Annotated in this window: 12 protein-coding genes; 8 read left to right on the top strand and 4 right to left on the bottom strand. The window is 32.6% G+C overall.

The genetic code is table 11. The features are described 5' to 3' along the window. Window positions 1-11: 11 nt before the first annotated feature. Entirely contained in the window at window positions 12-1,799 is a 1,788-nt protein-coding gene (locus IJE13_RS06515) for a transglutaminase domain-containing protein (RefSeq protein ID WP_292778469.1), read from the bottom strand. A 388-nt stretch (window positions 1,800-2,187) separates the two neighbouring features. On the opposite strand from IJE13_RS06515, the gene IJE13_RS06510 reads away from it, so the two are divergent. From IJE13_RS06510 to IJE13_RS06500, 3 genes are all read left to right on the top strand, one after another. After that, on the top strand, window positions 2,188-3,888 hold the full coding sequence (locus IJE13_RS06510) for a radical SAM protein (protein WP_292778467.1): 1,701 nt from the start codon (window positions 2,188-2,190) through the stop codon (window positions 3,886-3,888). Window positions 3,889-4,009: 121 nt separating this feature from the next. Further along, window positions 4,010-5,125: a pyridoxal phosphate-dependent aminotransferase gene (locus IJE13_RS06505; RefSeq protein ID WP_292778465.1), complete on the top strand. Its 1,116-nt coding sequence runs from the start codon at window positions 4,010-4,012 to the stop codon at window positions 5,123-5,125. 242 nt (window positions 5,126-5,367) lie between these two features. Further along, the gene (locus tag IJE13_RS06500) at window positions 5,368-6,276 is read left to right on the top strand and encodes a cation diffusion facilitator family transporter (protein ID WP_292778463.1); all 909 of its coding nucleotides are present in this window, start codon (window positions 5,368-5,370) and stop codon (window positions 6,274-6,276) included. Window positions 6,277-7,136: 860 nt separating this feature from the next. Here IJE13_RS06500 and IJE13_RS06495 read toward each other — a convergent pair. After that, complete coding sequence (locus IJE13_RS06495) at window positions 7,137-7,286, bottom strand: hypothetical protein (RefSeq protein ID WP_292778461.1); 150 nt, start codon at window positions 7,284-7,286, stop codon at window positions 7,137-7,139. Between the two features lie 775 nt (window positions 7,287-8,061). On the opposite strand from IJE13_RS06495, the gene IJE13_RS06490 reads away from it, so the two are divergent. From IJE13_RS06490 to fwdF, 3 genes are all read left to right on the top strand, one after another. Beyond that, window positions 8,062-9,528 carry a transglutaminase domain-containing protein gene (locus IJE13_RS06490; RefSeq protein WP_292778459.1) on the top strand — a complete coding sequence of 489 codons (1,467 nt, stop codon included), beginning with the start codon at window positions 8,062-8,064 and terminating at the stop codon, window positions 9,526-9,528. 275 nt (window positions 9,529-9,803) lie between these two features. Continuing rightward, a complete protein-coding gene (locus IJE13_RS06485) occupies window positions 9,804-10,265 on the top strand; it encodes a phosphopantetheine adenylyltransferase (RefSeq protein ID WP_292778610.1) in 462 nt (153 codons plus the stop codon). A 350-nt stretch (window positions 10,266-10,615) separates the two neighbouring features. Then, window positions 10,616-11,584, top strand: a complete 969-nt coding sequence (fwdF, locus tag IJE13_RS06480; RefSeq protein ID WP_292778457.1) for a tungsten-dependent formylmethanofuran dehydrogenase subunit FwdF — start codon at window positions 10,616-10,618, stop codon at window positions 11,582-11,584. Window positions 11,585-11,819: 235 nt separating this feature from the next. Here the strand turns inward: fwdF and IJE13_RS06475 are convergent, their stop codons facing one another. Both IJE13_RS06475 and IJE13_RS06470 read right to left on the bottom strand, forming a co-directional pair. Then, window positions 11,820-12,014 (bottom strand): class III signal peptide-containing protein, encoded by a 195-nt coding sequence (locus IJE13_RS06475; protein WP_292778455.1) that lies wholly within the window; start codon window positions 12,012-12,014, stop codon window positions 11,820-11,822. A gap of 50 nt (window positions 12,015-12,064) precedes the next feature. Further along, the gene (locus IJE13_RS06470) at window positions 12,065-12,277 is read right to left on the bottom strand and encodes a class III signal peptide-containing protein (protein WP_292778608.1); all 213 of its coding nucleotides are present in this window, start codon (window positions 12,275-12,277) and stop codon (window positions 12,065-12,067) included. A 606-nt stretch (window positions 12,278-12,883) separates the two neighbouring features. On the opposite strand from IJE13_RS06470, the gene IJE13_RS06465 reads away from it, so the two are divergent. Together IJE13_RS06465 and IJE13_RS06460 are read left to right on the top strand one after the other, a co-directional pair. Beyond that, entirely contained in the window at window positions 12,884-14,716 is a 1,833-nt protein-coding gene (locus IJE13_RS06465) for a hypothetical protein (protein WP_292778453.1), read from the top strand. Window positions 14,717-14,810: 94 nt separating this feature from the next. Continuing rightward, on the top strand, window positions 14,811-15,527 hold the full coding sequence (locus tag IJE13_RS06460; protein WP_292778451.1) for a metal-dependent hydrolase: 717 nt from the start codon (window positions 14,811-14,813) through the stop codon (window positions 15,525-15,527). Window positions 15,528-15,653 lie beyond the last annotated feature (126 nt).

The raw sequence follows: 15,653 nt of genomic DNA, 5'->3' as shown, positions 1-15,653 counted from the left end.
TTGGAATCTCTTTAGAAGCTTATGGAACTGAATTCTCCATAAAGCTTATAGTTTTTTGTATTCCAATTTCTAATTTTTCCCAAGGTGTTTCTGGAGCTTGTTGTATCTGCAACCACCCATTTGTTGTTTATGTACATTTGAGTCCAGATATGTCCGGAAACATAGCCAGTAGTGAACTTGCAGTTGCCTCCTTTCACATATCTTGCAGGAATTCCAGAGGCCCTTGACAATGCAATCAGCAAGTGGCTTTGGTCAACGCAGTTTCCCTTTTTGGTCTGAAGAGTCTTTACAGCCCCTCTTCTGGTGTTTCGATATTTCTTGTATTGGATATTGTCACGAACCCAATTGAATATCTTTTTCCCTTTCTCATAATCGGATTTAAGACTGGAAGTCAATGTTTTTGCAAGATTCTGAATTGCCTTATTCTTCACCTGACAGTTTTTGGTGCTTTTCAGGTATTTCTTCAATGCCTCATTGATTGAAGTCTTGTTCGCACTCACAGTCTTGGATGCAGATTTGGAAACGCTTGCTTTAGTTGTGTTTGTCTTTTTGGTGCTGCTTGTATTGGTTTTCTTGGTGCTTGTTTTTGTTGTGTTTGTCTTTTTGGTGCTGCTTGTATTGGTTTTCTTGGTCGTATTCTTTGCAGAGACTTGCACATTTACAGATGACTTTCCATTTATGTCCACATTGATCTTGCTTGTATTCAATTTAACGTTGCCTTCATCAGATTTGGTCACATCCACGGTATATTTGCTGGGATCCAATCGGTCTAAAATATTATTCAATATGTTATGGATATTATTCAGAGTCCTTTCAACCAAGCTGCCGTTTTCAGCTCCATTGTCATCTTTATTGGATGCAGTATTTGCTGTAGTGTTCTTTGCCTTGCTTGTATTTGTCTTTACACTATTGCTTGTGGTCTTGTTTTTGCTTGCATTGGCTTTAACGCTCTTAGTTGCTGTTTTATTAGTTGACTTTACGCTAGCATTTGAAGAGGATTTGGTCTTGTTCTTATTGATCTTTGAATTGATCTTATCCAAATCCAAGTCATCAAGCCTTATTGAATTGGGCATCCTATTGTTCTTATTGAAGAAATCCAAACATTTGCTGTATGAAAGAATCAATTGATTGTAAGGAATGTTTCCCTTAGAGGAAGAAACCCAATTAGGAGCCCTTCTGTTCTTTTCAATGAATTTTCTGGTTTTTCCAGCTATTTTAACATACTCTGTCTTATTCAATGTGCCCTTCACTGATTTGGAATTTGTATTGTTGTGTTTTTTAACCAGCTTCCTATTTATTTCAATCTTTGAATTGGAATTGTTCTCAACAGCCTTTGTCATGAGATACAGGTATTCTGTATTGGAATAGTTCTTATTGCTGATCTTGACTTTAGGGAACTTTCCATTCTTTTCCACATAGTTCATAAAGCTTGTTGATGTCTTTGCCAAAGTCTTCTTGTTTACTGTTGTTGTATTCTCTTTTGCTTTAGCTTTTTTAACGCTTGTAGTAGTTTTCTTTGTTGTATTTGTAGCTTTTTTAACGCTTGTAGTAGTTTTCTTTGTTGTATTTGTAGCTTTTTTAACGCTTGTAGTATTTTTCTTTCTTGCATTTGCAGTTTTTGTTGTGCTTGTCTTCTTTGTTTTCTTTGTTGAATTCGCCTTGACTTCAGTTGCTGCACTTAATTTTCCTGATGAGGAATCTGATTTAAGAATTTTACCCCCATCATAAACATCATCAGCGTTTAGGCTCTGTGCGCTAATGCTGCTTATGCTGAAGAACAGCACTACCAATAAAGTCAAGACTATTGCTTTATTTCTAATCTTAACACCTCATTTTAATTATTCTCCTCCTTTCATTTTCAAAACTATCCTTAAAATGATTATTTTTCATTTTAAAGATTAGTTAATTCATATTTGGCTTTCTTGATTTAAATATATTTTCTAATTGTGATTTTGTGCAAAAACACAGCCTTAATTAAATAAAAAAGCTTATATATTACTCATATTTTGATATCAATATTAAAATGAGATTATAATTTACATTATAGTTATTATATTGATTTTATTTCGTAAATTTCATCATCAAGAAATAAGATTTTCAAACAAAAAGCATAGTAAAATTTATTATATTCGTAAAAACAAATTCTATATTGATTTCAATAAAAAGAACTAATGAAAGGACTGTAGCATGTTTGAAGAAAAGAATATAATTATAAAGAATCCATTGAAGGCAGACATAAGGTTTGGATTGGTCTATCCGAATGTCTATAAGACTGCAATGAGTTCTTTGGGCTATCAGATAATTTATAATTATATCAATGAAAGGGAGGACACTTACTGTGAGAGGATAATCTACCCTTCCGTCCGCTCTCTTGAAACCAACAGTCCATTATCTGATTTTGACATTGTCTCATTCTCACTTCAATACGAGCAGGACTATTTCCATGTATTGGAAATCTTGAGGGAGGCCGATATCCCTTTAAGAAGGGAAGATAGGACAGAAAAGGACCCCTTGATCATTGCAGGGGGGCCTTGTGCAAGCTCCAATCCTCTGCCTTTGTCAGATTTCATAGACATCTTTGTTGTTGGAGAGGCTGAAGCTGTCCTATACGACTTTTTGGATTTGTATTCTTCATCACAACTTCCTAAAGGGAATAGAAAGAACGGAACAGATAGTAAAAGAGATTTGTCTCAATTCTTGGACATTGAAGGACTATACATATCCCAGTTCAACAATAAAACAAGGATAGCCCTTTCAGATGATATGCAAAGCATATATCATCTGACCTATCCGATTGTCACCGAAACCGATGATAAGGATTTCATTCCCGCATTTTCCAATTCCATCCTATTGAATGTTTCAAGAGCCTGTACAAGAGGATGCAGGTTCTGCATGTCAAGTTACATGTATAGGCCTCTTAGGGAAACAGGACTGGAAGACCTTTTTTCTATTGCAGAGGAAGCAAGGGAAAACACCGGATTGAACAAAATATCCCTAATTGGTGCAGCTGTATCTGACTATTCCAAAATAAATGAATTGACAGAAGGATTAAGGGAAAGGGGATTTCAGGTATCAACCCCTTCGATGAGGATTGAGTCCATTACAAGGGAAACACTGACTGCTCTCAAGTCAAGCGGATTGAAGACATTGACAATAGCTCCGGAATCAATCTATTCGCTGAGGCGGAGAATCAATAAGGACATCAGCGATGAGGATGTCTTCAGGGTGATAAGCGATGCAATTGGACTGGGTTTTAATATTAAATTGTATTTTTTAATCGGTTTGCCCTACGAGTCCCAGGAAGATATTGAAGAACTTGCAGACATGATGAAGCAAATTGATTCCATGAAGCATAATATTGATTCAAATTCAAAATCTTCAAGCAAATCAATCGACAATTCAATTAAATCAACATCAAATTCACAATCAAAAACTGAAGCCATTTCATCCATCAAAAAAGGCAAGAAATCCAAAGTTTCAATCAGCTTCAGTGTCAATCCGGTCATACCGAAACCTCATACCCCACTTCAATGGGAAAACTATGACATGAAGGAGATCAAGTCAAAGATAAGATATCTCAAAAAGAATCTGAAGGGATTGGATATCAAGTTTGACAGCGCCAAGATGGGACTGATGCAATATGTCCTGTCCTGTGGAGATAGGGAGATTGGAAATCTGATTGAAAGGTCCTTGAATGAGAAGATAAGCATTAGGGAATGGGGTGAAAATGCTCCAAGCTATGATTTGGAAGATGAATTACCGTGGGACTGCATTGATGTCAGCGTAAGCAAGGAGTTCTTGAAGTCTGAATATGAAAAGATAGGGACAAGCGAGCAGACTCCATGGTGTGAGGATGGGCCATGCTATAATTGTGGTGCATGCAATTAAAGTTTCATTAAAAACAAATTAAAATTTGATTAAAAATATATTAAATATTACTTATAATATATTAATTGTATTATGATTATTATCAAAGAAATTTTTTATTTTTATTTTAAAAGGTGTTATCATGTTAAATTCTGCTAAAAGAGTTGAAACCATAGAATTATCTCTAATTAGAAAAATGTTTGAAGTCACAAATCCAGATGCAATCAATTTGGGAATTGGAGAGCCTGACTTTGATGTCCCGGAAAACATTAAAGAGGCCATGAAAGAAGCTATTGATGAGGGAGTTACAAAATACACTTCAAACAAGGGATTGATTGAACTTAGGGAAGCTATCGTAGACAAGCTTGCCAAAGACAACAAGATCAAGACAGATGCTGAAAACATCATAGTGACTTCCGGTGCAAGCGAGGCATTATACGATGCTGCACAGGCATTGTTTGAAAAGGGAGATAATGTATTGGTTCCAAATCCAGGATTCTTATCATATTACACTTGTGTCCAATTGGCTGAAGCCAATGTTGTGGAAGTTACAACCCCTATGGAAAACGAATTCAAGATGAAAGTGGAGGATGTTCAGGAAAAGATCGATAGGAATACAAAAGGATTGATAATCAATTCCCCTTCCAATCCAACCGGTGCGGTTATGGATAAGGAGGACATCAAGGGGATAGCAGACTTGGCAACAGACCATGATTTCTATATCATTTCAGATGAGATTTATGAAAAGATCATTTATGGCACAAAAAATCACTCTCCAGCGGAATACTGTGACAATGTGGTGACAATCAACGGATTTTCAAAAACCTATGCAATGACTGGCCTTAGAATAGGTTATATGGTTGCAAATGATGAGGTGACTGAAAACCTGCTTAAGGTTCATCAATATTGTACTGCTAATGCAAGTTCCATTGCTCAAGTTGGAGCTATTGAAGCACTTACCGGACCTCAAGACTCTGTAGAAATGATGGTGAATGAGTTTTCAAGAAGACGTGACCTCATTGTTTCAAGCTTGAATGACATGGGATATGAAACCGTGGACTGCCAAGGTGCATTTTACGTTTTCCCTAAAGTGGAAAGGCCTATGGATTTCGTCAAGGCAGCTGCAGAGGCAGGAGTCATCTCAGTCCCTGGAGCTCCATTCGGAAGTCTTGGAGAGGAGCATGTGAGAATGTCCTATGCAAACTCATATGAAAACATTGAAAGGGCAATGGATATCCTAAAGGATCTTGATTACTAGATAATCGGATGTTCAATTTCATAATGTTCTAAAAGGTTTGGATATTAAAATCTTTTAGATTCTTTTTTTATTTTCAAGCTTCATTTTAATAAAAGATATATATTAAAAATTATAAAATACTTATAAATAATAAAAATATTTATATAAGTATTAATATTCGCTTATTTTTATTCAGAAAAGTAATATTTTTATATTATTAAATTGAAAGAATTATAAATTAAATAAATTATTGATGAGATAAAATGGAAAGGGAAGATAGAGAAAGGATAGGAAAATGGGCCCTTTATGTAGCCATTGCAGGAAATCTATTCCTGACCATATTCAACATTGCTGTAGGGATAATGTCTGGAAGTTATGCCCTTATATCCGAAGGGGCACATACATTTTCAGATATAACCACTTCAATTATAGCTTATATAGGATTCAGGATTGGAAGCAGGCCTGCAGATGAGGAGCATCCATTAGGACATGGAAGGGCTGAAGCGATTGCAGGTTTGCTGATTGTGATATTTCTGGCAATTGTTGCATATGAGATCATAACCGGTGCCATTGACAGACTGTTCTTTGGAGGCACAACTACAATCCCAAGCCCATTGGCAGTTGTGATGGCAATCATTGGGGTGATTACCCATTTCAGCTTGAGCCAATACATCATTAAGTTAGGCCAGCGTGTAAACAGTCCTGCAATCATAGCGGATGGAAAGCATCAAAGGGTTGACATTTTCGCTTCATTGGCCATTCTCTTTGGTGTGATGATTGCACAATACGGATATCCTCAATTGGACCCATTCATTGGGTTTGTAATCGGTCTGCTGATTTTCAAGACTGCCTTTGATGTTGCCCGTGAGAACCTGAACAACATCATGGGAAAGGTTCCGTCCCAGGACCTGGTCGATAAGATCATAAATGTTTCCAATTCGGTCGACAAGGTTTGCGGCACACATGATGTAAGGGTGAACTATTTAGGCTCTTACGCTACCGTATCCCTCCATGTTGAGCTTCCTCCGGACATGAGCCTGGATGAGTCTCACAAGATTGTTCACTTGGTTCAGAACAAGGTTGTTGATGAGATAGATGTCATTCACGGCGCAACCGTTCATGCATGTCCGGTTGGCTTGGAATATGACCATGACCAACAGCTTGACGAATAATTTTGTCAAAATCAATTCCAAAATTTTTTATCTTTTCTTTAAGAATTTTCATAAAATTCTTCTTATTTTCTAAAATTATTTAATTTTTTTCATTATTTAATCTAAATCGCTTTTATACGGTTATTTTTTTAAATAAACTTTAATAAATAGCTTATAAATAATATAAAGGATAAATATTATCAGTTTTTTTCATTATTTAATTGATTTTTATTGATTTTTTATATAACTTTATTAAATTTGGATTAATTTATTTAGTAAGTTTATTTATTGTTCTTTTAAAGGTTAAATAACAAATATTTGTTTATATTTTGATTATTCAATTATTATCCTATTAAATTTTAATAAAATAATTAATTTTAGCCATTTATTTATCTTAATTCGATTTATTAATCGCTTTTTATTTTTATTTATTCTTAAACCATGTTTTTATCTATAACTTTCAAATTCATTATAAAAAGTATTTTAAATAATTTTTTTATTTTTTAAAATGGAAAAAAGTTATTTTAAGGGTAATAAGTTAATTTAAAGAGTATATAGTTCTTATTTTTTAAAATTTTCATGGGAAAGATTTATATGCTATTAAACATTTAATTATACATAACATTAAAAAAATATTATCTAAAATTAGTTGAATTATCTTTATTTCTATTATTTTATTGAATAAATTTTTAATAAAATACTAGGAGTTTTTGTTTCATTTAATAAAGATTTTTTAATAGATTTTAATATTTTAGCAAGTCTAATAATAATTAAAATTTTTCTAATTTTTATTAAGGAACTCATATTTTTTTATTGCATTAGTACCTTAAGAAAATATATTTAAAGATATTTTAATTTTAAGAGTTATTTTTTTAAAACTTTTAAATTTGTATTTTTTTGGTGTATTGAGGTGAAAAAATTTCGTTAGAGAAAAGAGCATTGCTTTTGGCAATATTCTGCTTATTCTTTATTGTAATAGGTGGAGTATCTGCAAGTGATGCCATGGATATGTCAGATAATCCAGATAACAATAATCTTGTTAGTGATTCTATCGATTCCGAATCTGAAGAGTCAGTTGGTAATTTTGATGCTAATCAATTATCTAATGAAGAAGATTCCAGCCTAATTTCAGGTGAGGGTGATGATAGTCACGAAGCTATTTTCGATGACTCTCAGCCAACACAAAATAGTGGAAATACTAATAAAGTTGCTACAACTTTAAAAGTATCCGGAACTACTTTATATGCTGGAAATCCTGTTGTTGTTACATTAAAAGATGAGAATGGTAAAGTATTAAGTGGTAAGAAGATTTCTTTCACTATTGATAATAAAGTTTATGTTAAGACTACTAACTCAATAGGTCAAGCAAAACTTATTTTAAATAGTGCTAAAATCTATAAAATTAAATTTAGTTTTGCAGGAGATAATTCTTACAATGCTTCTAGATTAAGTTCAAGCATTAAAGTTTTAAAAAGTGCTACTAGTTTAAAAGTTACTAATAGTACTGTTCCTAGATCAACTTCTTTAATTGTCACATTAAAGAATAAGAATAGCGGTTCTGTTATTCGTGGGAAAACAATTAAATTTGTTATCCCTAAAAGGAATAATGAAACTTATAAAAAAGTTACAGACTCTAAAGGTCAAGCAAAACTTGTGATAAATTCTAAAGAGAGTTTTTACATTATAATTAGTTATGCTGGAAATGATAATTTAAATAAATCTTCCACTAAAACAACTGTAAAACCTATTAAATGTGGAACTAAAATAACTGCTACTTCAAATCTTAAGTTTGGAGAAGATTTTATAGTGTCCCTTAGGAAGATACCAAATAATGGTGCTGTAAAAAATAGGACAGTTGTTGTGAAAATAACTGATAAAAATAAAACTTATACTAAAAAAACCAATTCTAAAGGAAAAGTAGCCATTCCTATTAATTTTTTAGGAACTGCAAAAATAAAAATTAGTTTTGCTGGTGATGATATGTTCATCAAATCTTCAGCAAGCACTAATCTTACAGTTAAAAAAGGAACTACTTCCCTAAAAGATTCTGGTACTAATATAGGTCAAGGATCTAAATATGTAATTACTTTAAAGAATTCTGCAGGTAAAGTTTTAGCAAATAAAAAAGTTGTTATAAAACTTAACAATAAAACATATAATAAAACTACTGATTCCAAAGGAAGAGTTAGTTTAACTATGAGCCTAAAAAAAGGTTCTTATCCAATTGTAGTAAGTTATGCTGGAAATAAATATTATAATTCATCTAAATTGAGTAAAACCATTAAAATAGTTGACCCTTCAGTCAGTATATCAAAAATTATCACTGCAGCCAGGGATTTAAAAATCCGTGTAGAATACATTAATATACTGAATAAATCTTATAGTGTCACTATTGACAATAAGAAATACACAATTGATGAATTTGCATACCTTATGGCAGGAGCTTTAACCAATATTAAAAAAGGTTCAAATGCAAATGTGGTTATTAAGGATCTATCAAATAATTATAATTCCTCTGGAAGTAAAATTAGTGGTAAATTAAATAAGACAGAATACCTTAATTTAGCAAAAAATGTTACAGATTTTGTTAATGCCAATAAGCGTATTCCTAATTATAAGCCAACTAGTTTAGGAAAAATGGAAGCAAACCTTTATGTTTATGCTTTCACTGCCGCATTGGATTATTACGGCAGAAATAAAAAATTGCCTTCTTACGTAACAGTTAAAACCAGTTATGTTAGAGGAGGATATTCCATTTCCATTAGTCAAAATGGTAAGATTTTGAACTATAGGCAGATATTTGATTCAGATGAATTTGCAAAATACTTGAAAACAGGCGGTAAGTCTGCACTCAATGATGCAATTAAAAAGAAAGCTAAGGAATTAACCGCAGGATTGTCCAGTCCTAAGGCTAAGGCAAATGCTATCTTTGAATTTGTAAGGGATGATATCAGATACAGTTTCTATACAAATTCATTAAAAGGTGCATCAGGTACCTTAAGCTCTAGAAAGGGTAATTGCTGTGACAAGGCTAACTTGATTGTAGCAATGTGCAGGTCTGTAGGTATTTATGCAAGATATTCCCATGCAAAGAACTGTAAGTTCGCTAGTGGATTGAATACTGGACATGTATGGGCTCAGGTTTATGATCCAATATCCCAAACTTGGTATACTGCCGATGCAACAAGCCGCAGAAACAATTTGGGTCAAATCAATAATTGGAACACCAAATCCTATAATGAGCCTAAGAATTATGTGCTTATACCATTCTAGCTAATGGATAAAGAGATTAATTTATTATTTGATATAAATTAGAATAAAATTTTTATAGTTTTATTCTATCATTTTATTTTATTTTTTAATTCATTTATTCTATTTTTATTTTATATTTTATTTTCAATTTTCATTTTGATTTTTCCCAAATTATCTAATTTTATTTTCCAAACTCATTAGTATTTCATTAAGTTTAAATAATTTTAAATTAAAATCATTATTGTAGATTCAATATTTACTTTATAGTTATTTTTAAAAGTTAAAATTTTTTAATGATCATTATGGCAAAATATAAACGAGTAGCTGTTGGAGGAACATTCGACAAATTTCATTATGGCCATAGAAGCTTGATTGCCAAGGCTTTTGAAATTGGTGAAAATGTGGAGATTGGAGTCACCTCCAATGTTTTTGCATGCAAAAAGGAAGGGGACATAGATTCTTGTGATGTTCGTATGGCTAATCTGAATGAATTCCTAGGTACTAAATATGATAATTTTCATATTTCACGTTTGGATGATCCTTATGGTCCTACAATTCATGATGAAAACTATGATGCAATTGTCGTAAGTGAAGAAACAGAACCTACTGCTGTGAAAATTAATGAAATCAGGGTCAGCAAAGGCATGAAGCCATTGGATATTGTTGTTGTAAGCTTTGTATTGGCTGATGATGGCATACCTATTTCTTCCACTCGCATACGCCAAGGGAAAATCAATCAAAAAGGGGAGCTTATTTAATCAAGCTTGTTTTGAAAGTTTGAAAAAATTATCTTTTTTGTTTTTATTACTTTTTTGATAAGTATTAATTCTTATTATTTTTTATTCTTTTTTTATTACTTATTTTCTTAAGGGAATATCCTTTATTTTTAATGTAACTCATTATTTTTATTGTGTTCTGGATTTAAATTATTTAAATTAGGTATTTTTTAAAAAATCTGAAAATTTTAATAAATTTTTTGGAATTTCTTAAAATAAAATCGTTATGTTTATATATACATATCGCCAAATATAGTATTAAATATATTAAAATTATTTAGTATACTTTATATTATATAAAAATTATATATCTATTTAAGTGTGGGATTGTTATGATTTTTATTCAAAGAGATGGAAGTGAATCAAGAAAATTATCTTATGATAATAATGTATGTTTAGCATGTGGAATATGTGCTGACTCTTGTCCAACCAGCTCCTTGGCTTTAGGGGATGTTTTGGGTATTGCAAGAGGCCAAGCAGATGGAAACAAGCTGGCAATTGATGAGGACACTTGTGTAATCTGTGGTTTATGTGCATCTGCCTGTCCGTTTGGAGCTTTAGACTTTGAAATTAATGGAGAAAGTTCTAAAGACTTGGCTAATTATCCAACTTGGACTCATGAATCTGCAATTGATGAGGAAGCATGTGAATTCTGTGGAAGATGTACTGTGGCATGCCCTCAAGATGCAATCTTGTTCAAAAGGGAATTGCCAGATAGAAACGACTTGTTGAAAGGTGAAATTTCTATCAATGATGAAGAATGTATCTACTGTAGCGCTTGTGCGGAATTATGTCCTGCAGACGCAATCACTGTTGTAAATACTCCAGAGGCATGTTCCATTGAAGTTGATGAGGATAAGTGTGTCTACTGTGGAGTATGTAAAAGGGTATGTCCTCAAGAGGCAATCAGAACTGTATGTGTTACCTGTATGCACAGTGATGAAATTGAAAAACCTAAAATCACCGGTGACATATTCATTGGATCTGACTGCATTAACTGTGGATGGTGTAAGGAAATCTGTCCTGTAGATGCAGCTGAAGTCACAAAACCATTTGATGGTGAAATAACCACTACTGAAGAAGATTGTGTAGGTTGCGGTTCTTGCGTAGACCTTTGTGCATGTAATGCAGTTGTGCTTGAAGATGGAGTTTCCAAATTCAATGAAGAATACTGTGTATTATGTGGTGCATGTGCTAAAGTATGTCCTCAAGAAAGAATTGTTGTCAAGAGAACTGATATGAAATTAACTAATGTTTCATCAGCTTCTTGGAAAGCAACTTTAGAAAGATTAATTGATTAAATAAGCTTAATCATTTAATTTTTTTATTCTTAATTTTTTTTGTTTTATCAATTATCATATTTATAAAATAATAAATCTCCTTAACCTATAGTTTGCGGGGGTTTTCTATTTGTTAAAATAGATTTATTATTTTTTCTTTTTTTACTTTTTTAATCATTGTTTTTATTAGAGTTTTAATATTAATTTTTAGGATTTTTACCAGTTTTCTTTTTTGATTTGAATTATTATCTATTGTTTAATCTAATTTATTAAACAAAAACAGCCTTCCCTTAACAAGCGTCTGATTGAATAGGTCATTTATCTCTAAATTGATCTTATAGATATAAGTTCCACAGATGATTGAAATGACTAAAATGGATCCTATCAATAAGATTACTTCAACGCTTGTCTGTCCTCTATTGTCCTCTTTAAAACTTTCTAACTTTTTCATTTTTATTTACCATTAAAAATATATTTAAATCTATTTAATGCATTGCAAATCTAATAAATGCTGGTCACATTATTTCTGATTGAACTTATGTCCTGTGTGGCATTCAAACCGCTTGCATTATTGCTGAAGTAAGACCTGTAAATCAGCAGTCCTGCCAAAGCTATCACTATCACTCCTCCAAACAATAGGATATACTCTGCAGCGCCTTGGCCTGAATTGTCTTTTGAAATGGCTTTAAGATTGTTCTTTACAGTTTTTCTCAAGTTCAAAATCTCATTTTTCTTTTCATATTTTTCAAAAATCATGGTTTCACCTCAATTGTTTGTTAATATTTTTAATGGCTTATTATTTAAATATTGGCTTTTTTTCTAATTTAAATAACAATTTGAGGTTAATATTCTAAATAAAGTGTAATTTGATTGTTTTATGTAAATTTAATAATTATAATTAATTTTTTATTCTTTTTAAGATATTATAATCATTTTGAAATTTATGATTTCGATTCATTTTTTCATTCATCTTATAATTTTTCAGGATTGAATCAATCTTGAATTCTTGAAATTTCATCTCAGATTCCTTTTCACTTAAAAATTTTTAATTTAAATTGCCTATTCTTTCAGATTTTATTCAATTTTCTTTTTATTTATTTTTGAGGAAAAAATTATGATTATTTTTTTAGTTTAATAGATTTTTTATTATATTTTAGATTTTTTACTAATTTTTAGGTCTTTTTTTCAATTTTAAAAACAAAATTATATAAATGATTAATATTATAAATAAATATTAATAATGGTTAATTTATTAATTATATGCTTAATTGGCCATTTTTATTTGATTAAATTACTTAATATTTTCATAGGTGTGTATTCGTGGCAGATTCGTTAGATATATTTACTGGTATTTTACTGACAGTCATAGGATTGGTTCTGGTTTATGGGAGCATTATTTATCGCCTGATAGACTTGATTCTAATTATAGGTGTTCTAATTACCATTTTCGGTTTATACAAATTGCTTTCTGCATTCATTTTAAGATTATTGAATTCAAGAAGCTTCAATAGGAATTCAAGACGCAACAGATTGAATCAAAGGTCTAAAAACGACACTTTATCACGTGTAGTTGAAAGTGCTAAAGAGGTTGAAGACTTGGTCAATTCCAAATTGGATGGCAGTTCCAATTCAAAATCAAATTCCAAATCAAGATTGAAAACTCATGATGGATATTACTCCGATGATTTGGATGCTTCTTCCACAACTCTTGATGAGTTCTTGAACAATAATGCTGCAAAGGAGCCTAAATTGAAATTCGATGAACCGATAGATGAGTCAAAGCAAGTTCTTAAGACCAAACCAGTAAAAGAAGAAAAGCCGAAATTCAAGCTTCCAACCATAAGAAAATCCAACAAGCCTAGGAAAAGAAGCTACGGTTATTTGGAAAAGGATCAGGAGGAATCTAGCCCTGACACTGTTTACTTCACACCTAATTATGAAAAGCCTATGAAAGTTACCCGCAGGCCAAGAAGGAAATCTGAAACAATCAATCTGGCTGATGCCCCTAAAAGGTCCGAAGAGATTTCAAAGGCTTTGGCTAGCGTTGGAGATGCTGAGACTGTATATGATAACGAAGTGTCTGATGAAAGCTACAGCCTTATGCCTAAGACCATCGATGAGGAAATCATCATGCCTATTGATGAGATAGATTTAGATCCTCAAGAGGAGCCGGTCTATAATTTATCCCAATCTGAAAATACACTTTACAATAATGTTATTTATGATGAATCCGGTGAAGAGGAATTCATAACTCCTATCTATGCTGATGAAGGATACAGAGAGGAGCATGGCATAACCTACGATGATTATCAGGAAGAGGAGATTCCATCAGGTCCTGAAGATGGAGAAGACTTGGACTATATTGCTCCAGAAATAGCTATTGATGTTGAAAACTTGCCAAGACCAACATCCATTGCATCTACAAATCCAATAGCATCCAAAAAGGATGTTCATGCAAATCTGTCCAGGCCACATAAGAAGGCTGAAACTCGTGAGCTTCCTAAACCTAAGGCAAAGCCTGAGGAAATGCCTAAGCCTAAACCTAAGGCTGAAGATATTCCAAGGCCTATTCCTAAGGCACCACAATCTGACTTGGTTGAGGATACAGAGATTCCAAGCGTATCACAATTGGTTGATTCTCCAGAGGAAACCATTACAATAGATCCTAATGATCCGGAATCCCTACCTATTCCAAAATTATTGAATAGCTATGTCATTTGTGAAAAGGGAATCCTTACTTCCCAAGAGGCTTTTGAAGAGGTTGCAAATCATTCAAAAGAAGAGATATTGTTGGAGGCGCCTACCATTAAGGATATGGGTGACAGATTCCTGTCAAGCCTTTCAAAGACCAAATCAAGGGTAATCATCGAGGAATTCGATTTGGAAGACATTTCATATGTTCTCCTATTAAGCTCCCTCATTAAGAAAGGAGTTGAAATCAAGACCTTGGATTCTGTGGATTCATTTAACCTGATTGGAGACACATCTCATGCATTGTTGATATCAAACAGCATAGATCAGGATAATTTCGAATACGGTGCTGTTTATGAGGATGAGGAATCCGTTGAAAGCATTAAGGAATTATTTGAATCCTCCTGGAATTTGGCTAATGATTTGGATGTCAATGCACTTCTTGAGAATAGTCAAAGTTAATTATTATCAAAAGAATTTATTATTAAAATAATTTTTTTTCAAAATTAAATTTTTTATTTTTATTTTCTTATTCTAATTAAAAAAGGTGAAATTTATGGAAATTAGATGGTTAGGTCATTCTGCATTTGAATTAATCAGTGATGAAGGAGTAAAGATATTAGTCGATCCATTTATTAGCAATAATCCTGCCTGTCCACTTCCTGTTGAGGAATTGGAGGCAAACATTATCTGTATCACTCATGGTCACTCTGACCACTTCGGTGATGCAATGGAAATAGCCAACAAAACCAATGCCACACTTGTTGCAAACCATGAGATTTCATTATTCCTTGGAGAGCAAGGATTTGACTGTGTAAGCATGAACACTGGCGGTTCCGTTTCCATTCAGGGAATCAGAATAACCATGTTGGATGCAAAGCACTCCTCTTCAATTGACTTCACTGAGGAAATCCGTCCTGCAGGAGACCCTGGAAGTTTCCTATTCACTTTTGAAGATGGAACTAAAGTCTTCCATGCAGGAGACACTGGGCTGTTCTCTGATATGGAAAATGTCATAGGTAGAATCTACAAGCCGGACGTTGCGATGGTTCCAATTGGAGACAAGTTTACCATGGGCCCATTTGAAGGGGCTTTGGCAGCCATGTGGATTTCACCAAAAGTGGTCATTCCAATGCATTACAACACTTTCCCAGTCATTGAGCAAAATCCAGCAGTATTTTCCAATTTTGTAAAGCAACTCAATCCGGCTATTGATGTTGTAATCATGAATCCTTTGGAATATTACAAGGCTGATTTTGAAAAAGAGGATTAGGATTAATAGATAATTAATTCTAATTATTTTATTTTTTTATCTATTTTTGATTATTTACTTTATTTTTAATTTATTTTTAAAATGAGTTTTTTATTTAAATTTTTTTAGCTATTTTTATAAAAAAAG

Origin of the sequence: Methanobrevibacter sp. (assembly GCF_017410345.1) — an archaeon.
Taxonomy (GTDB): Archaea; Methanobacteriota; Methanobacteria; order Methanobacteriales; family Methanobacteriaceae; genus Methanobrevibacter.
The sequence above is the reverse complement of the archived record's forward strand: the minus strand, read 5'-3'. Positions and strand labels throughout refer to the sequence as shown.

Excerpts from the sequence above, each read along its gene's own strand:
- IJE13_RS06510 (WP_292778467.1), top strand. The coding sequence starts at position 2,188 with ATGTTTGAAGAAAAGAATATAATTATAAAGAATCCATTGAAGGCAGAC.
- IJE13_RS06505 (WP_292778465.1), top strand. The coding sequence starts at position 4,010 with ATGTTAAATTCTGCTAAAAGAGTTGAAACCATAGAATTATCTCTAATT.
- IJE13_RS06500 (WP_292778463.1), top strand. The coding sequence starts at position 5,368 with ATGGAAAGGGAAGATAGAGAAAGGATAGGAAAATGGGCCCTTTATGTA.
- fwdF (WP_292778457.1), top strand. The coding sequence starts at position 10,616 with ATGATTTTTATTCAAAGAGATGGAAGTGAATCAAGAAAATTATCTTAT.
- IJE13_RS06475 (WP_292778455.1), bottom strand. The coding sequence starts at position 12,014 with ATGAAAAAGTTAGAAAGTTTTAAAGAGGACAATAGAGGACAGACAAGC.
- IJE13_RS06460 (WP_292778451.1), top strand. The coding sequence starts at position 14,811 with ATGGAAATTAGATGGTTAGGTCATTCTGCATTTGAATTAATCAGTGAT.